The organism is Nostoc sp., from assembly GCF_036916735.1.
Lineage (GTDB): Bacteria > Cyanobacteriota > Cyanobacteriia > Cyanobacteriales > Nostocaceae > Nostoc.
This window is the reverse complement of the sequence record NZ_JBALFV010000032.1, coordinates 12158-34347: the sequence shown is the minus strand read 5'-3', so window position 1 is coordinate 34347 and position 22190 is coordinate 12158. Positions and strand designations below refer to the sequence as shown.

The following is a 22190-nucleotide window of genomic DNA, read 5'->3' as shown; positions in this document are numbered from 1 at the left end:
CATGAATTGATTTGGAAAAAGCTCAAAACACTACTATTCTTATTGGTTTTTAGTTTTTTTCCAGAATTAAGTAAATATTAAGATTATTTAATAAGATTTAAGAATGCCAAAGCCAAAAACCTTTTTTGTTTGTAATGAATGTGGAGCAGAATCGCCCCAATGGTTTGGTAAATGTCCAGCTTGTGGCACTTACAATTCTCTAGAAGAACAAATTTCTATTCAATCCTCAGTAGATGTACCGAGTCGGGGGGGAGTAAGTGGTTGGCAATCAACTCAAACTAATGGCAAATCTCAGACTAAACCAGCCAAAGCGCGAGCCTCTTTAACATTTAACCAAATTACCGATCGCCAAATTGCCCGGTGGGAATCTGGTTATGGAGAATTAGATCGAGTGCTTGGGGGCGGGGTTGTCCCTGGCTCTATGGTACTGATTGGCGGCGATCCGGGTATTGGTAAATCGACTTTATTGTTGCAAGTATCAAATCAATTAGCACAGAAATATCGCATCCTTTACGTAACTGGTGAAGAATCGGGGCAACAGGTAAAATTACGCGCTTCTCGTTTAGGAGTATCAAAAAGCGTAAATGTGGTTAATGATGAGAATACCACAGTGGTAGTAGATGCTACACTTTCCATAGACCCTGACAGTATAGGTGCAGATTTATATGTACTGCCAGAAACAGATTTAGAAGAAATTTTACGGGAAATAGACTCTCTCAAGCCAAACGTGGCGGTGATTGATAGTATTCAAACGGTGTTTTTTCCAGCGCTGACTTCTGCACCAGGTTCGGTAGCTCAGGTACGGGAATGTACAGCAGCATTGATGAAGGTGGCGAAGCACGAAGATGTCACTATGCTGATTGTGGGACACGTTACCAAAGAAGGAGCGATCGCCGGGCCAAAAGTTTTAGAACATTTAGTAGATACGGTGTTGTATTTTGAAGGCGATCGCTTTGCCTCCCATCGGTTATTACGGACAGTAAAAAACCGTTTTGGCGCAACTCACGAAATCGGCATCTTTGAAATGGTCACAGATGGACTGCGGGAAGTTGCCAACCCCTCAGAGCTATTTTTAGGCAACCGTGACGATCCGGCCCCCGGTACTGCTATTGTTGTGGCTTGCGAAGGGACTCGCCCGATAGTTGTGGAATTGCAAGCTTTGGTGAGTCCCACCAGCTACCCTTCACCCCGTCGTGCTGGTACTGGTGTAGATTACAACCGCTTAGTGCAAATTCTTGCTGTGTTAGAAAAACGGGTGGGAATTCCCATGTCGAAATTGGATTCCTACGTTGCTTCTGCGGGTGGGTTGAATGTGGAAGAACCTGCGGTAGATTTGGGAATTGCGATCGCAATTGTAGCGAGTTTCCGCGATCGCATAGTCGATCCCGGTACAGTATTAATCGGTGAAGTTGGGTTAGGCGGACAAGTGCGATCGGTTTCCCAAATGGAACTGCGGTTGAAAGAAGCAGCTAAGTTGGGATTTAAACGAGCGATCGTTCCCAAAGGGCAAAAATTCCCCGATTTTGGGATCGAGATTTTACCAGTTGCCAAAGTAATAGATGCGATTATCGCCGCTATCCCTCATCAGGAACTAACAGACGACGATTTAAAATTCGATGAAGATGAGTAACTATAGCCGCTCCAGGACTGGGTACTGAGTACTGGAAAATTGTTCCAAAATTTGGAAGGGGTCAAAGCAAATTCCATAATTTTTACGAGTGAAAACCAGTCCCCAGTCCCTTTTACACACCAAAGGACAACCCACTATGACAGCCCTCACCCAAGACTATCAAATCACTTGGGAAAAACTACCCGATGATTACAAACTGCCAGATGATCCAGTGGATAACATCAACCAACCAGCCTTAGCTGCTGCACTCACAGAAAGCCTACAATTAGCCGGAAAAATTTCAGCCAACGCCCTAACAACAACTAATTACGGCATTTGTGCCACTCTAAACAACAAAATGGTCATTAAAGCTCCTGATTGGGCTTTCATTGCCAAAATTAATGTTAGTAGAGAAGAAGTAATACGCAGTTACACACCTCAATTACAGGGTGACATTCCTGTAATTGTGATGGAATTTGTTTCCGATACACAGGAAACAGAATATTCTATCAAAGCGACATATCCCCCAGGAAAATGGTTTTTCTACGAGCGCATCTTAAAAGTGCCAAACTACATTATCTTTGAGCCAGATAGCGGCAGTTTCGAGATGTATCGCTTGCAGAATACAGAACAATACATTTTGCAAGAGCCTGATGAAAATCAACGCTACTGGATAGCAGAAATGAATTTTTACCTTGGGGTGTGGCAAGGTACTCGTGAAAATCGCCCAGGAAAGTGGTTACGGTGGTGGGACGAACAAGGAAACCTTCTACCTTGGGGTTGTGAGTTAGCTGAACAAGAACGACAACGCGCCCAACGATTAGCAGCACAATTGCGAGCGGTAGGAATTGAACCTGAAGATTAGACTTCTTATAAATAATTTAGGATTGCTAGGTTTAGTTAAAAATTTGCTAAATCTAGCATTTTTTTATAGCAATAAAATTTTAAATAACTCGAATTGGAGCTAATTTATTGACATTGAAATTTCGGAATTATTGATAGAAATTTTTGAATTCATAGTTAAAAAGTATAATTTTATACATTAAACTCAAACCATGATAAAGGCGATCGGCCAATCCTGGAAAGATGAATGCGATCGCCCTTATCAGAAGATAAATACAATCATGACATAAGAAGAAGATTCTGCCCAGTCAAAATTAGAACAGTTCTTAAGTGAGTATTTAGATACACCTACTGTCAAACAATCAACTGAACAGCCATTTCCAAGAGAGAACCGATTAAGCATATATTGATTGGTTCAACCAAAGCTGTTACCAGTACAATTCACTATTTGCAGGTAATTGGCTACGCCAGTGTAGGGGATTGGAGTCCACTGGTATCCACTGCCAACTCAGATGAGGTAATGAGTATTTTAATCCGGCAAATTCTGATGCAATAAACCCTAATTAGATCCCCGACTCTTTAAAAAAGTCGGGGATCTGGAGAGTGCAAATTTTCACAAATTAGATAAGATTATTGGATTAATTTCTGTCTATTCCCATGTCACTGTTTTCTATCTCGTTGGATTCTTGCGCTTCATTAGCAATCATCCCATTGATGTAGGTAACAATTATCACTAATTCACCAATTGCTTCCAGTTCAGCCGCTTCTTCTGGTGTTTGAGAATTAGCTGTTTTCTTATCAACAAGTTCTTGCATCCGATCTGACAATTCATCTGTAATTTTAAATAAATTAATATTACTGACTTTTTCAAGTTGAATACCTTTCTCTAGCCAGGATGAGGATTTAATAGGTGCGATCGCCATAAATTTATTACGATTGAATACACTGCTTATTGTAGGCTGCATCAGAATCGCTTAAAGTTTAGGCTTAGGAAAAGAAGTAGTTGCAAGTTAGGAACATGGTATTTGATTGGTTGGCCCATTTCATTCAAGTCAAAAGAACGAGGTAAGAAGTCAGGGTTTTGTATACCGATTTCCAACGCCTTACTCACAAACGCCCGACTCTTATCCCCCAGCTTAGGTAAAGCTTTACGCTCCTCGGTTGTCAAATCAATCAAGAACGGTAACTTTTAGCGGATAGTAGTAATAGCTTGCATCACGGCTTCCCTGTCTGCGGAGGAAAGTTTTGCACTGACTTTATTCTCTGCCATTTTTCATACACCTTTAATGGTACTAGATTTCAGTATTCCCCAAGTTATTTAGGCAGTAACAGTTATTTATAAGCAATTCAGAAAAATTTTTATACCTTTCAATAAGTGATATCTCCCTAATTACCAACCTTGAGCAAGTTTCACGATTAGAATCCAGTAGCGTTTGACCCAAGGAAGCCAAACATTTAGAGATAATAGTAGCAGAGTTAATCTCAAAATTTAGCGTTAGCAGAGTGGTGCGCGAACACTTTGCAGCTAGTTGTGGAATAACATTATTACTTCTATAGGAATCTTATTTGATTGTGTGAAAAAACTCAGTACACATCTATTCGCTTCTGTTCCCTCTTAGAAGCTGTAAATTTAACATAATCAGTGCGGTAGAGCCATAAAAGTAATAGCCGAAAAATATCAAACCCAATTTTTATTATGACTTTTTCTCCCCATTACATCCCTCAATCTGACCCGCCGCTTCCTCCTTGGGAAACGCTACCAACGATGTATGATTTACCAAGTGACAACCCAGAGGAACCAGGCTTGCCAGACGATTTTCACTTTTTACAGCCTTTACTTTTATACTTAACTTTTCAGCCCATTAACTGGAATCCCGAACTAGTTTACAGTGCGGCTGACCTTAATCTCTACTATGATTTACAGCATCCTTTGTGGTATAAACGCCCAGATTGGTTTGGTGTAGTAGGTGTAAAAAGTTATACAAAGGCCAAGACTTACGGTTAAGTTATGTCACTTGGCAAGAGCCAGCAAATCCCTTCGTGATTACTGAGTTATTATCTCCAGGTACGGAAGACGAAGATTTAGGCACAAGAAGAGAAAGTGCAGCAGATAAACCTCCTAGCAAATGGGAAGTTTATGAGCGAATTTTGCGGATTCCCTACTATGTTGTATTTAGTCGCTATACTAATGAACTTAGGGCTTTTCAGTTAGTCGGCGGTCACTATGAACCGATGAATTTGACTAATGGATACCTACTAATGCCAGAGATAGATTTAAGTTTAGGCTTATGGCAAGGTTCATTTCGAGATATTGAAAGGTTGTGGTTAAGGTGGTTCACCTTGACGGGAGAATTAATTCCCGCACCTACAGAGGAAGCTGCTGCCGCAACTGAACGAGCTATGATTGCAGAACAAGAAGCTATAGAAGCTAAACAAGAAGCTGCTCAAGCCAAACGAAAAGCAGAACAATTAGCAGAACGTTTGCGTCAATTAGGCGTGAATCCTGATGAACTAGATGAATTATTGTAGCTTCACGAGTCTTGTCTGATACGCAGCATAATTTTCTGCTTTTGAGGAATTATCTGTACTGAAAACTTTGATAGCCGATGCCGAAGCAGCTATCTGATAATGATATAGGTTCTTAGAAAGATTAATTTTTGAGAGCGATCGCATATTCAGCACTTGAAATACATATAATAATTTTTTCGGTAAGTCTATAGCAATCTCAGTTTTTCTAAGAAAATTATGATATCACGCTATACCCTTACTGTTTTAAAGCTCAGTGCCAATTGATTTACTAGGGGTAAGATGTGGTAAGGGTACGAAGCTAAAAAGCCATGTCCAGAGCAGTTGCAGAGATTAGTGCAGACACTGATTATATTCCGGCTGCTAAAATACGTAAGTATGAGTAGCACTATCGAACTACTCAGCTAAAAATTGTCTATTTGGTCACACAAGACCGTCGAAAGATGGTAGAAAAGTGTATTTCCTAGTCTTGACACGATGCTAATCTCAATTTTAGGGATGTTATAAGCCTTTATCTGCTAGAGTTTCTCATTTTCAGCAAACTGAATAATTTATCAATAACAAAATCGCAAGGAGTGCGATGAGATGTCACAGTCCCATATCACAAGACCAGAAATAGCTGCTGGAACTCTAATCGATAACCGCTATATTATCCAAAAACTTCTGGGACAGGGAGGATTGGGGCGAACTTACTTGGCCTTTGACACTCGTCGGTTTAATGAAGCTTGTGTTCTCAAAGAGTTTGCGCCCATTGGCACAGGGGAGAGTGGACTGGAACAATATCGCAACTTATTTAAAAGAGAGGCAAAAATTCTTCATCAATTACAACATCCTCAAATTCCCAAGTTTTTAGCTTGCTTTGAAGGAGATGGTCGCTTATTCCTAGTACAAGAGTATGTTGACGGTAAAACATATTCTAGGGTGCTGGGAGAACTTCAACGTCAAGGAAGAAACTTTTCCCAAGAGGAAGTTATAGAGTGGTTAAAAAATCTCCTACCTGTTTTGGAATATGTTCACCAGCACAACATTATTCATCGAGATATTTCGCCTGATAATATCATGTTACCTGATGGCAAGGATCTGCCAGTGCTGATTGATTTCGGTGTAGGTAAGCAAATTGCTGACATGAATGAAGGCAGAAGTTCTAACCACCAGGTGACCTTTGTTGGCAAAATGTCCCTTGTTGGCAAAGTGGGGTATGCTCCCCACGAACAAATTAGCTTAGGTTTATGTTCTCCATCTAGTGACCTTTATGCTTTGGGAGTAACAGCTATTGTATTACTCACTGGTAGAGATCCATCCTTACTAATGGATCAATATTCGTTAGAATGGAACTGGCGTTATTATACCTATGTTACTGATGGGTTCGCTCAAGTACTTGATCAAATGCTGGCAGATAGACCTAACAAGCGATACCAAGCAGCTAGGGAAGTTCTTATAGATTTAGAGGGGATTGGAGAACCTGAAGTGGTAATGTCTCCTGTAATCATGCTTGATGATTTGCCCCCCACCGTATTTAATACTGAGTTCCAGCCTATACCGACAATATCGCCGTCATATAACCAACCTGAAGAAACAATTTTTAGTTCACCTACTTCACCGTCTATTCCACAAATTGGGCAAATCAAAGAACAGCAACCTTCGCTCCAACCAGCATTTATTAAACATTGCCACCAAGAGTTAGCTTACCACATTGGACCAATAGCAAATCTAGTCATAGAAGAAATATTAGATCAAAATCCTTACATTTCAGCCGACCAATTTATTGAACTCATAGCTAGGGAAATTCCTGATTTTCAAGCAGCTTTTGAATTCAAAAAAAGCATATTCTCGTAAAGACCAACTAAGCAGCGCAGTCAGTTTTGTGATTGAGTCTAAATCTACGCTGCACAACTGAATGACAAATTATGAATTACGAATTCTAAGTGCGTTTGATTCTTTTCATTGCCATTTCTAAACTTAACTGCATTCGCTTAAAGGCTTTAGCTAAATTACCGATTTCATCATTAGACATTTGCTCAAATTCAACTTCCATGTGTCCAGTACTAACTTCCTCGGCTATGCGAGTCATGCGTTTGAGAGGCATAACGACTTGTCGATTCAAGAAATAATTTACTAACAGGATAGTAGCTATAAAAATAGTTGATACAATTAGAATAATGAGTAAAGAAGACTGATGGGCTTTGTTGATGACGTTATTTGCTGGTACAGTAATAATCTGAGCGCCGACAATTTCATTCAGCTTCCACCCAAATCCATTAGCTGTACCATAAAGATTAATCATACTTGGAGGTGCAGCTTCGGGTACACTATGACATTTCAGACAACTTTGTTCAGTAATTGGTAGCGGACGAGCAATATAAAAGATATCGCCACCAGGAATTGAGCGAAATCCACTCACTTCTTTAAGGTCTGATTTATTTCTGAACTTTTCTACAATTTCCGTCTCAAAACCGTCAGCCTTATCCCGAAGATTTGTGGGATTAAGAGTTGCTTCTTTGTAAAAGAAATCACGGTAATCTGGTGTTTTTCGTAAAATCTCAAATACTTCCCGTGCTGAATATGCAGGCACACTTTGTGGCAAAAAGTCAGTTGCCAATTTATCAGCTAGCTCTGGATTAACTTGAGTATTCGTGTATTTACGAATAGAACTCATGGTTTGCATGAGCATAAGACCTGTTGAGCTAATATCTTGTTTAGCATTCTCTCTAAGCAGAGAAGAAAGAGTAAATCCACTCAAGCTCAAACCGAATGTCAGAATTACCAGTAGCAAAATTGTAAACTTTTGTTTTAACTTTAGATTTTTTAGCATAATTTTACATTATCTACGAGTCAAATTATTATGACAAAATATGGCTAAGGTAAACGATAGACTTTAGCATGAACAATTAAACAAAGTTTTGGTGTAAAGGTATAGTTTAGCTAAAACTATTAGGTATACCCAACTCTATATTAGTAAATATGAGTAATTATTGAGGTTAATGAAAATGTTCTCTAAGTAACTCATTCAAAAAGCTACAACAGTAGAACAAAATTGAATTTCCAAAAATTCGTGTTGACTGTTTTGATACCGTGCCAAAATAAATACCATAAATTGTCAAATATTACTAATGGTGTGGAATGCAGGAAAGTCTTTATTCGGTGGACGGTACATTATTGAAAGGCAACTAGGTGAAGGTGGAATTGGCATTACTTATCTTGCTAGAAATCAACGGAATCAACTGCGAGTGATTAAAACTCTTAAAGAAGAAATCCTGAATCACCCCGCCTGGATACTCCACCGAAACAAGTTACGGCAAGACTTCCGTGATGAAGCAGTAAGGCTGGCTGTGTGTCACCATCCTCATATAGTACAGGTAGAAACCATCTTTGATGAGGGAAATTTGCCCTGCATGGTGATGGATTACATCGAAGGCGAAGACTTAGGACAGCGCCTGAGACGGATGGGAGTGCTATCAGAAGCAGAAGCGCTACTGTACATCAAACAAATTGGCGACGCTTTGACCCTAATTCACTCTAAAGGGCTGCTGCATCGGGATCTCAAACCACGTAATATTATGATCCGTATTAATAAATCAGAAGCAGTGCTGATAGATTTTGGCATCGCTAGAGAATTTATTCCCAATATGATCCAAAGGCATACAGTATATCGTACTCCTGGTTTTGCCCCACCTGAGCAGTATGAATCAGAAGCGCCACGAGGAGAATATATTGATATATACGCCTTAGCTGCTACTTTGTATAATTTACTTACCGCAGTTATACCGACAAGTGCAGATGATAGACGTCACAAAGTTAGTTTAGAACCACCACAATATTTTAATCCTAAAATTAGCGACAGGGTGAATCAGGCTATTTTGTGCGGCATGGATTTGGAGTCAACATATCGTCCCCAGTCTGTGCAGGAGTGGTTAGATTTATTGGGTTCTGATACTGGCGATAAGATAGCACCAATATTATCTACCTTGGTGATAACACCCAAACTTAAACCACCTCCACCTGTTGTATTAGCTCAACAGAAGTGGCAGTGTGTACAGACCCTCAAAGGTCATTCTAGTATGGTTCATGCGATCGCCATTAGCCCAGACGGGCAATTTATTGCTAGTGGCAGTAATGACAAGACCATCAAACTTTGGCAAGTGGGCACTGGCAAGCTAGTACGTCAACTGGGTCGTTGGTCTTCTAGTCATTCCAGTATGGTTCATTCCGTCGCCTTTAGCCCAATCTCTCCAAACCTTTCTTATCAAGGGGAGTCTGGCAAATCTGCAACTTTTGCAGACCTGAACCGGGGAATCTTAGTTAGTGGGAGTTGGGATAATACAATCAAATTGTGGGATGTCAGCACAGGTAAAGAAATTCGTACCCTCACTGGTCATGCTAATTGGGTGAATTCCGTTGCCTTTAGTCCAGATGGCAAATTTCTGGCTAGTGGCAGTGCTGACTGCACAATTAAACTGTGGCAGGTACAAACAGGTATAGAAATCCAAACTTTCACAGGTCATTCTGACCCAGTTTCGTCAGTCGCTTACTCTCCAAGAACGCCTGCAACTAATAGCCAGGAGAGACAGCTAGTGGCTAGTGGCAGCAATGATTACACGATTAAACTCTGGCAAATATATACGGGCAGAAATATTTACACACTCACAGGCCATTCCTTCTTTGTTAACTGTATCGCCTTCAGCAAAAATGGTGAAATTCTCGCCAGTGGTAGTGGTGACAACACAATTAAACTGTGGCATATAAATACAGGCAAAGAAATTCGTACTCTCATTGGTCATTCTGATTCAGTTTGGTCAGTCGCCTTTAGCGAGGATGGACAATTTCTCGCTAGTGGCAGTTGGGACAACACTATCAAGCTGTGGCACATACACAGTGGCAGAGAAATCAACACACTTACAGGGCATTCCAACTATGTTAGATGTGTTGCCTTTAGTTCCAATGGCCAAACCCTAGTTAGCGGTAGTGATGACGACACTATTAAAATTTGGCGAAGGGAGTAGTAAATAATTCGTAATTTGTAATTTGTAATTCGTAATTTTCGTATAAACCTACAGATAGAACTGCGATCGCCCTAAATTTGTGACAATAATGACGACAACCGTTATTTTTGAACAAAAATTAATATTTATGGGCTTTGGTATTGGTGATTTCTTCTGGATTTTCCTGCTTCTGACTTCTTTGCAACCCCTTTGGCAAAAACGTCAAATAGAATATCGCCGCTTGCGTGCTTTACGAGAATTTCAGCAGGAACGCAAAAGTCGGGTGATTTTGCTCATTCATCGTCAAGAATCCATTAGCTTTTTGGGAATTCCCATATCTCGCTACATTACTATCGAAGACTCAGAACAAATATTGCGAGCAATTCGCCTCACACCCCCAGATGTGCCGATTGACTTAATTTTGCATACTCCTGGTGGTTTGGTTTTAGCTACAGAACAAATTGCCCGAGCCTTAATTCGCCACCAAGCAAAAGTTACAGTCTTTGTACCTCACTATGCCATGAGTGGCGGTACAATGCTTGCGATCGCCTCTGATGAAATTATTATGGATGCTAACGCTGTCTTAGGGCCAGTTGATCCACAACTGGGCAATTACCCCGCAGCCAGTATCCTGAAAGTAGTTGAAGATAAACCCATCAGTGAGATTGATGACCAAACCTTAATTATAGCTGATCTCTCACGCAAAGCAATACAGCAGGTACAGGGATTTGTGCGAACTTTGCTAAAAGACAGTATACCTAAGCAAAAAGTTCTGCCAGAAAATATCGAATCGATTATCGAAGCTTTGACAACTGGTCGTGTCACCCACGACTATCCCATCACTATAGAAGAAGCAACAGAAATGGGGCTGCCCGTAACTGTCGGACTGCCCCATTCTATTTATGATCTTATGGATCTGTTCCCACAGCCGCAAGGAGGCCGACCCAGCGTCCAGTACATTCCTATCCCTTACAATGACCCTCGTCCAATTCTACCTACACCCAAGGGCAGACCCTTAGAAGAACCAGATCAAATGACTTAAAAGGTTTTGGGTAGGAGTTTTTGGTGGCGATTAGGGTGTAGTTGTTGGCGTAGCTGTTGGCGTAGCCGTCGGTGTAGCCGTCGGTGTAGCCGTCGGTGTCGCTGTTGGCGTAGCTGTTGGCGTAGCTGTTGGTGTCGCTGTCGGCGTAGCTGTTGGCGTAGCCGTCGGTCTAGTTCTTGGTCTATCTGTTCTTGGTCTACCTGTTGGTGTAGGAGTTGGTGTAGCTGTCGGCTGACTGAAGACTGTTTTTGCTTCTTCATTCAGCTTTTGGCGCAGTGCTAAATTAGCAATTCCAGTTTCTTGCAACTGATATTTTTTCTGATACTCCTTCACCACTTCTTCTGTGCGAGTACTATAAAAATGATCGCGCGGGAGAGGAGGATTTGGCTTTACTACTCCATTCAAATTTGTATGCAGAATTTGAATGATGTTAGCAGCATAAGCTTGGGTTTTTGGCCCGGCTATCCCATCAACTGGTTTTAGCTTATAACCCGTCTGAAATTCACGAATTGCCTTTTTAGTTTCCTGATCCGTCAAAGCACCATTTGTTACCTTGACGTTATAGCCTAACCCTCGCAACACAGCACGGAATTGCTGGGGGGTATAGCTACGTTGAGAGGCTGCGAAACCTGTGTCTGCAATTACGACACTAGCAGTTATCAGGCAAGTAACAGCAAAGTTCGCGCTTGATTTTCCAAACCCACACCACATACTTAAAACTCCTTTGAGTTAAATCAGCAGGATTATAAATGTTAACAGCTGCATTTTAAGTTTGTTTAATAACTTTTTTTGCTATTTTTTAATATTTTTTGAATAATTGTGATTTATTTTGTCAAATTTAACTCGATTTACATAAACTAATTTTTGTCATCCATCCAAAGAAGTATATTGTATGAGCAGAGATATAGCGGTTATCATTTGAATCGAATCCACCCCTTGAACACTAAATTAGTGTAGTTTATACATCTGTCACCTGTGTCAAGTTAAAGCCAGGGTAATCGGAGACGTTTCCCGAACACAGAGGGTTTTAACCTTCGTCAAATTCATTCTGTTAGCGGTAGCGGGGCGTTTAGCCCATTCTGGCGACTAATGCCTTTATTCTGTTTCCATAAATGGGCTGTTTACGGACGCGCTCACTTCCGTTATGGATGGAAGAAACTAGTCAAATCCTCTTCCCTTGTGCCTCCTGCCTTGTTTCTTGAAAGAGCTTATATTCCAAACATTCAAAAACGTATAATATATGACAAAGCATGAGAAATATCAAATCTTATAAACAGCAGAATCTTTGTTTTAAAAGAATTATGGCAATTTTAGCCACCGTAAATTTAGGTTTATTTTTGTTTGATTTAAGTTACGTACATTGGCGAGATTTTTACTTGCGAAAACTTCCCCAAATTATCCAGATTTATGACCCCATAAAAGGTATCGAACCCAATCGAGACACAAAAAGTTATCTAGAAACAGTAGACGCATTAGAAGAACAAGTCAGGCAAACAGGGTTAGAGTCTTCTCAGGTAAATAGCAAGCTAATACAAATAAGTCGTCTTAGCAGCGAGATGATTGACAGTAACCCGTTTGCAGGAGTGAATAAGAGTGGGACTCTGGAAAAAATTAAAAAGCGGATGCGATCGCACATCGGTAACGAATCTGCAAAACAGTCCTTTGCCACTTTCTGGAGTCAGTCTTATTTATCACAAAATGGCTGGGAGCAACAAATTAGTTTTTTTAACCAGAGCATCCGCCCTTTGATTGCCTCTAACTACTTCCGCCAAATCGGTGAAAATGGCGAATTTATTGATAATTTCTGGATTATTGACTTACCCTTTGTGATTTTATTTGGCGTAGAATTGCTGGGGCGTACCTTCTTGCTTAGACGCCAATATCCTGGTTTTAGCTGGTTGGAAGCACTATTGTGGCGTTGGTACGATTTATTTTTACTAATGCCATTTTGGCGGGGGTTGCGAATCATATCTGTATTAATTCGCCTCGATCAAGCGCGGTTATTGAATCTGCATCCAGTGCGAAAGCAAATTAATCAGGGGATTGTCGCTAATTTTGCCGAAGAACTTACAGAAATTGTCGTTGTGAGGATAATTAATCAGGTTCAGAGTTCAATTCAGAAGGGTGAGGTAACACGCTGGCTACTGCAACAAGAAAATTTACGTCCCTACATAGATATTAATAATGTAAATGAAGTCGAAGCGATCGCAGGGCTTTTAGTAAAAACAATTGTCTATCAAGTGCTACCCGAAATCCAACCTGCGATCGTAGCTATTTTGCGCCACAACATCGAAACCGTATTTGAGCAAGTCCCCGTCTACCGCAACCTCCAGAATATCCCTGGCGTAGGACAAGCCCAAACCCAGTTAAGCAAACAACTGGCAACCCAAATCACAACTAATCTTTACAAAACGTTAGTTAGTGCTGTTGAAGACCCTGTGGGTGCAAAACTCACTAGTCAACTAGTAGAAAGCTTTAGCAAAGTCTTAGGATCTCAAATAAAGGAAAAACACGTACTCTTAGAAATTCAGAGTTTACTTTTTGACTTCTTAGAGGAAATAAAACTCAACTACGTCCAGCGTTTGTCTCAAGAAGACATAGACCAAATTATCGAGCAAACCAGACAGTTACGAACACAAGTATCAGTTCCAGCAGTAGTGAAAAGATGAGGAAGCAGGGAGAGCAGGGAGAGCAGGGGGAGCAAGGAAAGCAGGGGAGGCAGGGGTAGAAGAATTATTAAACCAATGCCCAATGCCAATACTTCGGCTTACCTCAGCTTTGCTCGGCACAAGTCGCTCAGTACAAGTACCCAATGCCCAATGCCCAATGATTATTAAATGCGCTAAACTCGAATTAGGCGAATCATCATTGGTTCGTCATAAGACTTCTTGGAAGATATACCTATCGCAGGAAGTGGGTCAGTGCCCACTTTTTTTATTGAATTCTCTCATGGCTCATCCTTTAGTTCCACAAATTATTGATTTGGCGACACCAGTAGCAGAAGAACTGGGATTGGAAGTGGTTGGCGTGGTTTTTCACACTAACCAAAGTCCACCAGTATTGCGGGTAGACATTCGCAATCCTGAGCAAGACACCGGGTTAAATGATTGTGAGAGGATGAGCCGTGCTTTAGAAGCCTCTTTAGATACTGCCCAAATCGTTCCAGATGCATACGTCTTGGAAGTGTCTAGTCCTGGGATTTCGCGGCAACTGGTAACAGACAGGGAGTTTATTTCCTTTAAAGGATTTCCTATCATCATCTCCACTTCGCCACCCTACGACGGACAACAAGAGTGGACTGGTCAGTTGATTCGTCGGGATGAGACAGCACTTTACTTAAACCAAAAAGGTCGTGTAGTCGAAATTCCCCGCTCCCTAATTACTAAGGTGCAGCTAGACGAGCGCCGATAAACAAAGGGCTAAGGCTGGTTGAGTTAGAGACTAAAGCACCTTGGCTCAAGGTCACAGGCTAGGAGCTAGAGGTTAGGGACTAGTGTAAAGCTATTCTCTAATCTCTGGCTCTAATGCGTAATTTTCAGTCCTCAGTCTCCAGTCCCCAGCGATGCACTGAGTTTCGACTGCGCTCAACTATCGCTTGTCGTTCACGGAGCGTCTCGTTGGCGCAGCCTCTCGTAGAGAAGAGAAGTGTCCCCATTCCCTAATTTTTAAAGGAGATTGCTTATGTCAATGGTTACTTTACCTGGATTAAAAGAATTAATTGAAAGTATAAGTCGAGAGCGGAATTTACCCCGTCTTGCAGTTCAATCAGCTATTAGAGAAGCACTACTTAAAGGCTACGAACGTTATCGTCGCGCCCAAAATTTAGAACGCAAACAGTTTGACGAAGATTATTTTGAGAATTTTGAAGTAGAACTCGATATTGAAGGAGAAGGATTTCGCGTTCTTTCCACCAAAACCATTGTCGAAGCAGTCAATAACACAGACCACCAGATTTCCCTAGATGAAGTTCAACAAGTAGCTCCCGAAGCGCAGTTAGGGGACTCTGTGGTGCTGGATGTGACCCCCGACCAAGGAGAGTTCGGTCGGATGGCGGCGATGCAAACTAAGCAGGTACTGGCGCAAAAATTACGGGATCAACAGCGCCAAATGGTACAAGAAGAGTTCCAAGATTTAGAAGGAACGGTACTGCAAGCAAGAGTCCTACGGTTTGAGCGGCAATCAGTAGTTCTAGCAGTTAGCAGTGGCTTTGGTCAGCCAGAAGTAGAAGCCGAATTACCGAAGCGGGAACAGCTACCCAACGATAATTATCGGGCAAATGCCACCTTCAAGGTATATCTCAAAAAAGTCTCCCAAGGTCAGCAACGAGGGCCACAATTGCTTGTGTCTCGGGCCGATGCTGGTTTAGTGGTTTATCTGTTTGCCAACGAAGTTCCAGAAATCGAAGATGAAGTGGTACGGATTGTTGCCGTAGCTAGGGAGGCAAACCCCCCCTCCCGTTATGTCGGTCCTCGGACTAAAATAGCAGTAGACACCCTTGATCGCGATGTAGACCCAGTAGGCGCTTGTATTGGAGCCAGGGGATCACGAATTCAAGTGGTAGTCAACGAATTACGCGGTGAAAAAATAGATGTAATTCGCTGGTCACCAGATCCGGCAACATATATCGCTAATGCCTTAAGTCCAGCCCGCGTAGATGAAGTACGCCTGATGGACCCAGAATCCCGGCAAACTCACGTACTAGTGGCTGAAGACCAATTGAGTTTAGCCATAGGCAAAGAAGGACAAAATGTTCGTTTGGCAGCCCGTCTGACTGGTTGGAAAATAGACATCAAAGACAAAGCTAAATATGACTACGCAGGAGAGGATGCCAAATTTACACTTTTAAGAACAAAATATCAATCAGAGGATTCCGATGAAGACGATCTTGACTTTGAGGAAGAATTAGAGGATGAAAATCAGGACGAATTACTAGAGGAGGATACTTTTGACAATGAGGATGATGAATAATTTATTAATTTTGTAAAGTTTTGATACTGTAGATTGTAGTCTCAGTCTCAAGGATTATTTTCTCAAAAGCTACTTGGTATAAGTAAAAAATAGTAATAATAAACTTATTTTTACATCCAGAATGCTGGACTGAGATCACCCAGAAACGATGAAACCAAATTATCGGCGCTGTATTAGTTGCCGGAAAGTAGGCTCAAAAGATGAGTTTTGGCGGATTGTCCGCGTCTTTCCATCGGGAAAGGTACAATTAGATCAGGGCATGGGGCGTTCTGCCTATATTTGTCCACAAACAAGTTGCCTACAAGCAGCTCAAAAAAAAAATAGACTAGGGCGATCGCTACATGCATCAGTGCCAGAAACACTGTACCAAAGCTTGTTGCAGCGTCTAATCCAGAGCAATACCCAAAATCAAATTTAATTGGAACAACTTTGTGACGTCATCACCAGAAGAATTGTGCAAAAGCCGAAGTCGCGCTTTCATGACAGCCTCTGTTGACCGTTAAGGTTAGTGCCAAAATAGTAAATGGGTGTAAAAGGCATTCGGCTCTCCAATAATTAAGAGGGGCGAGGCAAGATTATCAGAGTAAAGATGTAATCGATTGTGTTGTGGAAGGCTCAGAATCACCAAAACAAGAAACTACAAAATGGCAACCTGGTAGCGCTCAGGCGCAGTTCGGCGTCAGGGGTTCCTATAAAAATCTTTTTTATTTAAAAAATTTTTATGGGTGTCCCTCAACCATCATTCCTGGTGGGGATGCCATTATTAAACCGAAACATCTCTCTTTCCTGATTGGAGGCACCGGCAAAAACTGAACGGCAGTCTAAAAACAGTAATCCAAGGATGGAGATGTCGCACTTCCAGGCAACCATCCGCTAAAACTGTAAATTAAAGGGGAAGAGTGGATGAACAACGGCAAAGTTAGAATCTATGAATTATCAAAGGAATTGAATTTGGATAACAAAGAGCTACTAGCAATTTGCGACCAGCTCAACATCGCGGTCAAAAGCCATAGCAGCACGATTTCAGAATCCGAGGCAGAAAGCATTCGCACGGCTGCAGAAAAACTCGCAGCAACTAATGTCTTTGCCAAAAAGGAACTACGTACAACCAGCCATAAAACAAACTCATCATCAAACGGTGGACCTGCGCGACCTGCTGCACCCCACAAACAGCAAATTTTGGAAATACGCAAACCCAAAATATTGAGAAATACTACCTCCAACGCCCCAGAGGCGTCAGTTGCTACCAATACCCAAGCTGCCTTGTCTGAAGCTAATCCTCCCTCACCTCCACGGCCCTTCGCTACACCTGTCTCACCCATGAAGCCGACGGCACCAACTCGACCTGTACCCCGGAATCAATCTGAGACCCCAGAGCAAACTCCTGCCCCAGACTTGGGACAAACGCCAAATCCTAATCAGGCGTCGGAAAAAATAGTATCCCAAAAACCGGAAAAAATAGCTCCAACCAGAGCGAAACCGGAAAAGCCTCAAAAACCGCAACTAGTTGCCCCTCCGGCAAGACCTGCGGCAGAAACCCAAGGGGCAGATGAACCGGTATCTCAGACAGATAAACCGATCCTCAAACGCGACCAACGGCAACGACCCGTCGAAGGTGATCGCGAACAAATTATTAAACCAAAAATCGCTAAACTGCCAACTGACCAGTCAGTGCAACCTGCACCACAAAGACAGGCTAGACCTACCCCTGCACCTACTAGACCAGAGCAGAGGGGCAATAGACCATCTGCACCATCACAACTAGGAGAGGGGCAACGACCCAGACCAGCACGTCCTGGTGAAGCAGTAGCAGCTGCGATGCCGATCGCCGCTACTCCACCCAGACAGATATCAGGAATAGCGGGCAAATCTCAAGGATTGGGTGATGAGCCAATCGTCACACCCGATCTCCTTGATTTAAAACGCCCCACTCCGCCTCGCCCGACCAAAGGCGGCAAAAAGTGGGTAGAAGAGGAAATAATTGACGAAGTTAAAGAGAAGGCAAAAACTGGCGTTAAAGGCAAGCGGATTAAGCCGATATTGGATGATGAGTTTGAAGAAGATTTGCTAGATGATGACGATCTAGACTCACCAGCCACCGTTCAAGTTAGCCTTTCCATCGCCCGCCCTCCCAAACCCAAAGCGACTCGACCTGTGCAAATGCCAAGTGCAACCCTTGCTAGCACCCCAACTGCTAGAGGAAGTAGAAAACCTGGTTCTAAATCTGGTTCTGGGCGTGACAATCAAAATAACCGTCGCCAACAAGAAGCCGATACAAAGCGTGACCGTCCCGAAAAGGTCACGATCACAGGTCCGTTGACTGTGCAAGAACTGGCTGATGTTTTAGCCGTTCCCGATACAGAGATTGTGAAAATCCTGTTCCTTAAAGGCATGGCGGTAAGTATCACCCAAAATCTGGATATTCCCACAATTACCCTAGTAGGAAAAGAACTAGAAATAGAAGTCGAAACCGCCGAGAGAGAAGCAGAAGCTCGGAAAATTACCGAGATGGTCAGCGCAGAAGACCTAGATTATCTCCACCGCCGTCCACCAGTCGTGACAATTATGGGTCACGTAGACCACGGTAAAACAACCCTGCTCGACTCAATCCGCAAAACAAAAGTGGCTGCTGGCGAAGCTGGTGGGATCACTCAGCACATCGGTGCATACCATGTGGATGTAGTACATGAGGGCAAACCACAGCAGATAGTCTTCCTGGATACTCCAGGTCACGAAGCCTTTACAGCAATGCGAGCCAGAGGAGCGCGGGTAACAGACATTGCCGTGTTGGTAGTAGCTGCTGATGATGGCGTCCGTCCCCAAACCGTTGAAGCCATTAGCCACGCTCAAGCTGCGGGAGTGCCAATTGTTGTTGCAATCAACAAAATTGACAAAGAAGGGGCACAGCCAGAACGCGTTAAACAAGAACTCACTCAGTATGGTCTGACCTCAGAAGACTGGGGTGGTGATACGATCATGGTTCCCGTGAGCGCGATCAGAGGTGAAAACCTGGATACGCTCTTAGAGATGATTTTGTTGGTAGCAGAGGTTGCAGAACTATCTGCTAACCCAGATCGTACCGCCAAAGGAACTGTAATTGAAGCACATCTGGATAAAGCCAAGGGAGCAGTTGCTACCTTGCTAATTCAGAATGGCACCCTGCATGTGGGAGATATCTTGGTAGCTGGTTCGGCTTTCGGTAAAGTCCGGGCAATGGTGGATGACAGAGGCAAGCGAGTAGACATTGCTTCTCCTTCCTTTGCTGTCGAAGTACTAGGTTTAAGTGATGTGCCAGCAGCAGGCGACGAGTTCGAGGTCTTCGAGAACGAAAAAGAAGCCAGAGCGCTCGCTAGCGATCGCGCAGACAGACAACGCCTATCCCGTTTGTTACAGGGTCGTGTTACCCTTACAACCCTGTCGGCTCAAGCCCAAGAAGGGGAGTTGAAAGAACTCAACTTAATCTTGAAGGGAGACGTACAAGGTTCGGTGGAAGCCATTGTGGGAGCGCTCAAGCAAATCCCGCAAAACGAAGTCCAAATTCGGATGCTCTTGGCTACTGCTGGAGAAATCACCGAAACAGATATCGACTTAGCAGCTGCCAGTAACGCTGTGATTATTGGCTTCAACACCACCTTCGCCAGTGGCGCCAGACAAGCCGCCGATGAAGCAGGTGTAGATGTTCGTGAATACAACGTAATCTACAAACTCCTAGAAGATATCCAAGATGCCTTGGAAGGTCTTTTAGAACCAGAGTTAGTGGAAGAACCCTTGGGTCAAACCGAAGTCCGTGCCGTCTTCCCAGTCGGTCGCGGTGCTGTTGCCGGTTGCTACGTTCAATCTGGCAAACTAGTTCGCAACTGCAAAGTCAGAGTTCGACGTGGCGGTAAGGTGATTTATGAAGGCGTCCTTGACTCCTTAAAAAGGATGAAAGAAGATGCCCGTGAGGTCAACGCCGGTTATGAATGCGGTGTCGGCATAGATAAATTCAATGATTGGGCTGAAGGTGACATCATCGAAGCCTATCAAATGGTTACGAAGCGCCGCACTCTCACCTTAACAAGGTAGTGTTGAGGGTAAAATGGTTAGAAGTTAGGAGTAATAAATTAGGAGTTAGGAGTTAAAAGCTGCTAATTCCTAACTCTTAACTTTTAACTCATAACTTTTTATAATATGCATTCATTTCGCTCTGAACCAATTTTGTGGATTCACGTCGCTGGATTGGCGACGTTGCCTGTTTTTTTAGTACTCTGCTTATTGTTCCTGTCTGTAGGCGAGCCGTTTTTACCAGTCTGGATGGAGCTACTTTTAGTTGCTGCCATTGGTATTCTCCCTCTGCTATGGATGCAGTTGCGTCGCCCTTTTTATATATTTGCTCTTTTAGGAATAGCCCTAAAGCCAGAAAATCTGACCGAGCGGCAGCGAAAAATTCTCTGTTTAATTAATACAAAGTTAAATCGTATCCTGGCATTAGTGGCAGCAGTATTGTCGGTTTGGGTGCTGTGGCAGCTTTACCAAATTGCCCCATTAGTAGCAAATTCAGCTAAATTTCTTCCACAATGGCGCAGTGTTGCACTAGTGCTTGCAGGGTTAGCCTTTTTAGGCAGCAATTTATTTTTACAAATACCTGTGAGTGTAATGCGAGTTTTAGTAACTAATGACACAGAATTCGCTGGCATAGAGCCATTATCTTTAGAAAAGATTAAGCAGAATTTCACAATTTTAGGAGTACGGGTTAATCAAATCGTGCCCCGATTGCTGGAATCGTTGTTTAAGATTAATAAAGATTCATAGCAGCCCGTAAAGTATATTATTTCAATTTAAAGGGCTATAAAGAAGTAGCAGAGGAGCAGGGGAAAAGAATAAATTCCTAACTGCTGACCAATTTACTAATGACCAATGCCCAATGCCCAATATTTCAGCTAACCTCGGCTCCGGTTCCATCGAGCGAAGTCGAGATGCTCGGCACAAGTCGCGGTTCCTGAGCGTAGTCGAAGGGCAGTACAAGTGCCCAATGCCCAATTACTGTTGAAGTTAAAATAAAGGAATGAGAAACTATGGCTCAAATTCCAGCTTCTAGCGATCGCCAATTTTCTGCTGATACTGAAATTTGGTATAGCCTCAAATGTGCGATCTCCACTAGTTCCGGTTTTCAACGCTGGCAACTAGAACGCGATGCTCAATTACACGGAATTCGCTTGGAACAGCAGGTACAAGGGTATTTAAGGGAAACTTTAGAAACTTTAGCTTACTAAACACCAAATAAATCTTCTAGGCTTGTTTGCAAGCCGCGGAGTTGACGGTATGCACCCTGCAAGCGTTTTCCATCAACTTTGACTTCATTTGTGGGATAATTCTTAATAATTTCGATTAGCGACACCTGTCCATCTTGACTCGCAGAAAGTACCAAAGCGGATCGCAAAGCCTGGCGATCTGCTCTGCGAGACTGTGTATAAATAACTTGACTAATTTGATCCAAAATAATATTACCAATCCGGCTATTGAGCACTTTATCTAAAAATACAATGTTTACCTTCATCGGCTCTGTCAAATACTGACGGATGGCTTTGGGATCCGCGCTAAACCCAAATTAACTCGTAGTGAAGGTGAAAGTTCACCTGTTTGGGCAAAGGTAGATAACTCCTCCACTGAAAGTGATTCATGGAAAATACCATAATTTAGCACCACTCGTTCCCCAGCAAAGACAGGAGTGGACAAAAAAAGTAGAAGACCGATACTACATACTAAAACTAAGCCGCGACGCAGTCCTAAAAATTGAAAACGCATTTCTTCCCATTTCCAATAGGTTTGCTTTTCCTGTGATGGTATTCCAGGAACATTTGCAATTTGCTTTAGTTACTACTGGCTTGTCACTAACCGAAAACAATTTTGTGGTTGTTTAATCTTTATTAGCCCCATTAAACCAATTCGCTGCTTTTCGCAATTACATTTTGTAACAGATATTTTGGTTAGGCGTTTAACAGTTATTATTTAAAAATTTGTTACCTGTGATAACTGTTGACTATTCACTGATTTAATTCGTTCTGCACGAATTACGCAAGAGCAACTTTAACTGAACATAATTGGTTAACTTTTGAAATTCCCTAGTCCAAGAGTGCGATCGCAATTTTGATTTCCGACCCATTTTTGTGGTGACGTGAGCTTTGTCAGGGCATAAGCTACGCTGCAATCAACCAATCGCACACTACAGATGTACACCCTGTAG

At 42.5% G+C, this 22190-nt stretch carries 19 protein-coding genes and 2 pseudogenes; 15 read left to right on the top strand and 6 right to left on the bottom strand.

Features of this window, described 5'->3' with window-relative positions; translation table 11 throughout:
* Positions 1-103 precede the first annotated feature (103 nt).
* The 3 genes from radA (at position 104) to V7L20_RS07970 (ending at position 3008) form a co-directional block, all read left to right on the top strand.
* Complete coding sequence (radA, locus tag V7L20_RS07980) at positions 104-1630, top strand: DNA repair protein RadA (protein ID WP_334743553.1); 1527 nt, start codon at positions 104-106, stop codon at positions 1628-1630.
* Between the two features lie 136 nt (positions 1631-1766).
* Positions 1767-2474 carry a Uma2 family endonuclease gene (locus V7L20_RS07975; protein ID WP_334743552.1) on the top strand — a complete coding sequence of 236 codons (708 nt, stop codon included), beginning with the start codon at positions 1767-1769 and terminating at the stop codon, positions 2472-2474.
* A gap of 384 nt (positions 2475-2858) precedes the next feature.
* On the top strand, positions 2859-3008 hold the full coding sequence (locus V7L20_RS07970; protein WP_334743551.1) for a hypothetical protein: 150 nt from the start codon (positions 2859-2861) through the stop codon (positions 3006-3008).
* Positions 3009-3090: 82 nt separating this feature from the next.
* Here V7L20_RS07970 and V7L20_RS07965 read toward each other — a convergent pair whose 3' ends face one another.
* Entirely contained in the window at positions 3091-3417 is a 327-nt protein-coding gene (locus V7L20_RS07965; RefSeq protein ID WP_334743550.1) for a hypothetical protein, read from the bottom strand.
* Positions 3418-3437: 20 nt separating this feature from the next.
* Positions 3438-3722, bottom strand: a pseudogene (locus V7L20_RS07960) (hypothetical protein); the annotation flags it as partial.
* A 426-nt stretch (positions 3723-4148) separates the two neighbouring features.
* Here V7L20_RS07960 and V7L20_RS07955 point away from each other — a divergent pair.
* Positions 4149-4981 (top strand): annotated as a pseudogene (locus V7L20_RS07955) (Uma2 family endonuclease).
* A 582-nt stretch (positions 4982-5563) separates the two neighbouring features.
* Positions 5564-6814, top strand: coding sequence for a serine/threonine-protein kinase (locus V7L20_RS07950; RefSeq protein ID WP_334743549.1), 1251 nt, complete (start codon positions 5564-5566; stop codon positions 6812-6814).
* Positions 6815-6899: 85 nt separating this feature from the next.
* On the opposite strand, the gene V7L20_RS07945 is transcribed toward V7L20_RS07950, so the two are convergent.
* The gene (locus V7L20_RS07945) at positions 6900-7790 is read right to left on the bottom strand and encodes a c-type heme family protein (protein ID WP_334743548.1); all 891 of its coding nucleotides are present in this window, start codon (positions 7788-7790) and stop codon (positions 6900-6902) included.
* A 298-nt stretch (positions 7791-8088) separates the two neighbouring features.
* Between V7L20_RS07945 and V7L20_RS07940 the strand changes: the two genes are divergently transcribed.
* Both V7L20_RS07940 and V7L20_RS07935 read left to right on the top strand, forming a co-directional pair.
* Complete coding sequence (locus V7L20_RS07940) at positions 8089-9978, top strand: serine/threonine-protein kinase (protein WP_334743547.1); 1890 nt, start codon at positions 8089-8091, stop codon at positions 9976-9978.
* Between the two features lie 127 nt (positions 9979-10105).
* The gene (locus tag V7L20_RS07935) at positions 10106-10999 is read left to right on the top strand and encodes an SDH family Clp fold serine proteinase (protein WP_334743570.1); all 894 of its coding nucleotides are present in this window, start codon (positions 10106-10108) and stop codon (positions 10997-10999) included.
* Positions 11000-11029: 30 nt separating this feature from the next.
* Here the strand turns inward: V7L20_RS07935 and V7L20_RS07930 are convergent, their stop codons facing one another.
* Entirely contained in the window at positions 11030-11710 is a 681-nt protein-coding gene (locus V7L20_RS07930) for a peptidoglycan-binding domain-containing protein (protein WP_334743546.1), read from the bottom strand.
* Positions 11711-12249: 539 nt separating this feature from the next.
* Between V7L20_RS07930 and V7L20_RS07925 the strand changes: the two genes are divergently transcribed.
* The 8 genes from V7L20_RS07925 to V7L20_RS07890 all read left to right on the top strand — a co-directional run bounded on the left by V7L20_RS07925 (position 12250) and on the right by V7L20_RS07890 (position 21219).
* Complete coding sequence (locus tag V7L20_RS07925; protein ID WP_334743545.1) at positions 12250-13668, top strand: hypothetical protein; 1419 nt, start codon at positions 12250-12252, stop codon at positions 13666-13668.
* 280 nt (positions 13669-13948) lie between these two features.
* A complete protein-coding gene (rimP, locus tag V7L20_RS07920) occupies positions 13949-14410 on the top strand; it encodes a ribosome maturation factor RimP (RefSeq protein WP_334743569.1) in 462 nt (153 codons plus the stop codon).
* A gap of 270 nt (positions 14411-14680) precedes the next feature.
* Entirely contained in the window at positions 14681-15967 is a 1287-nt protein-coding gene (gene nusA / locus V7L20_RS07915; protein ID WP_334743544.1) for a transcription termination factor NusA, read from the top strand.
* A gap of 148 nt (positions 15968-16115) precedes the next feature.
* Positions 16116-16385 (top strand): YlxR family protein, encoded by a 270-nt coding sequence (locus tag V7L20_RS07910; RefSeq protein WP_334743543.1) that lies wholly within the window; start codon positions 16116-16118, stop codon positions 16383-16385.
* 188 nt (positions 16386-16573) lie between these two features.
* A complete protein-coding gene (locus V7L20_RS07905) occupies positions 16574-16780 on the top strand; it encodes a hypothetical protein (protein WP_334743542.1) in 207 nt (68 codons plus the stop codon).
* Positions 16781-16870: 90 nt separating this feature from the next.
* A complete protein-coding gene (infB, locus tag V7L20_RS07900; protein WP_334743541.1) occupies positions 16871-20032 on the top strand; it encodes a translation initiation factor IF-2 in 3162 nt (1053 codons plus the stop codon).
* Between the two features lie 105 nt (positions 20033-20137).
* A complete protein-coding gene (locus tag V7L20_RS07895) occupies positions 20138-20758 on the top strand; it encodes a low-complexity tail membrane protein (RefSeq protein WP_334743540.1) in 621 nt (206 codons plus the stop codon).
* Positions 20759-21021: 263 nt separating this feature from the next.
* Entirely contained in the window at positions 21022-21219 is a 198-nt protein-coding gene (locus V7L20_RS07890) for a hypothetical protein (RefSeq protein WP_334743539.1), read from the top strand.
* Here the strand turns inward: V7L20_RS07890 and V7L20_RS07885 are convergent.
* Entirely contained in the window at positions 21216-21503 is a 288-nt protein-coding gene (locus V7L20_RS07885) for an alpha/beta hydrolase (protein WP_334743538.1), read from the bottom strand. The two genes, V7L20_RS07890 and V7L20_RS07885, sit on opposite strands and share 4 nt — an antisense overlap.
* A gap of 8 nt (positions 21504-21511) precedes the next feature.
* Positions 21512-21751, bottom strand: a complete 240-nt coding sequence (locus tag V7L20_RS07880; protein WP_334743537.1) for an alpha/beta hydrolase — start codon at positions 21749-21751, stop codon at positions 21512-21514.
* Between the last annotated feature and the right edge of the window lie 439 nt (positions 21752-22190).

Coding starts and splice junctions, on each gene's coding strand:
- V7L20_RS07950 (WP_334743549.1), top strand. CDS start 5,564: ATGTCACAGTCCCATATCACAAGACCAGAAATAGCTGCTGGAACTCTA.
- V7L20_RS07895 (WP_334743540.1), top strand. CDS start 20,138: ATGCATTCATTTCGCTCTGAACCAATTTTGTGGATTCACGTCGCTGGA.
- V7L20_RS07940 (WP_334743547.1), top strand. CDS start 8,089: ATGGTGTGGAATGCAGGAAAGTCTTTATTCGGTGGACGGTACATTATT.
- V7L20_RS07965 (WP_334743550.1), bottom strand. CDS start 3,417: ATGCAGCCTACAATAAGCAGTGTATTCAATCGTAATAAATTTATGGCG.
- V7L20_RS07935 (WP_334743570.1), top strand. CDS start 10,106: ATGGGCTTTGGTATTGGTGATTTCTTCTGGATTTTCCTGCTTCTGACT.
- V7L20_RS07945 (WP_334743548.1), bottom strand. CDS start 7,790: ATGCTAAAAAATCTAAAGTTAAAACAAAAGTTTACAATTTTGCTACTG.
- radA (WP_334743553.1), top strand. CDS start 104: ATGCCAAAGCCAAAAACCTTTTTTGTTTGTAATGAATGTGGAGCAGAA.
- V7L20_RS07925 (WP_334743545.1), top strand. CDS start 12,250: ATGAGAAATATCAAATCTTATAAACAGCAGAATCTTTGTTTTAAAAGA.
- V7L20_RS07930 (WP_334743546.1), bottom strand. CDS start 11,710: ATGTGGTGTGGGTTTGGAAAATCAAGCGCGAACTTTGCTGTTACTTGC.
- rimP (WP_334743569.1), top strand. CDS start 13,949: ATGGCTCATCCTTTAGTTCCACAAATTATTGATTTGGCGACACCAGTA.
- V7L20_RS07880 (WP_334743537.1), bottom strand. CDS start 21,751: ATGCGTTTTCAATTTTTAGGACTGCGTCGCGGCTTAGTTTTAGTATGT.
- infB (WP_334743541.1), top strand. CDS start 16,871: ATGAACAACGGCAAAGTTAGAATCTATGAATTATCAAAGGAATTGAAT.
- V7L20_RS07885 (WP_334743538.1), bottom strand. CDS start 21,503: ATGAAGGTAAACATTGTATTTTTAGATAAAGTGCTCAATAGCCGGATT.
- V7L20_RS07975 (WP_334743552.1), top strand. CDS start 1,767: ATGACAGCCCTCACCCAAGACTATCAAATCACTTGGGAAAAACTACCC.
- nusA (WP_334743544.1), top strand. CDS start 14,681: ATGTCAATGGTTACTTTACCTGGATTAAAAGAATTAATTGAAAGTATA.
- V7L20_RS07910 (WP_334743543.1), top strand. CDS start 16,116: ATGAAACCAAATTATCGGCGCTGTATTAGTTGCCGGAAAGTAGGCTCA.
- V7L20_RS07890 (WP_334743539.1), top strand. CDS start 21,022: ATGGCTCAAATTCCAGCTTCTAGCGATCGCCAATTTTCTGCTGATACT.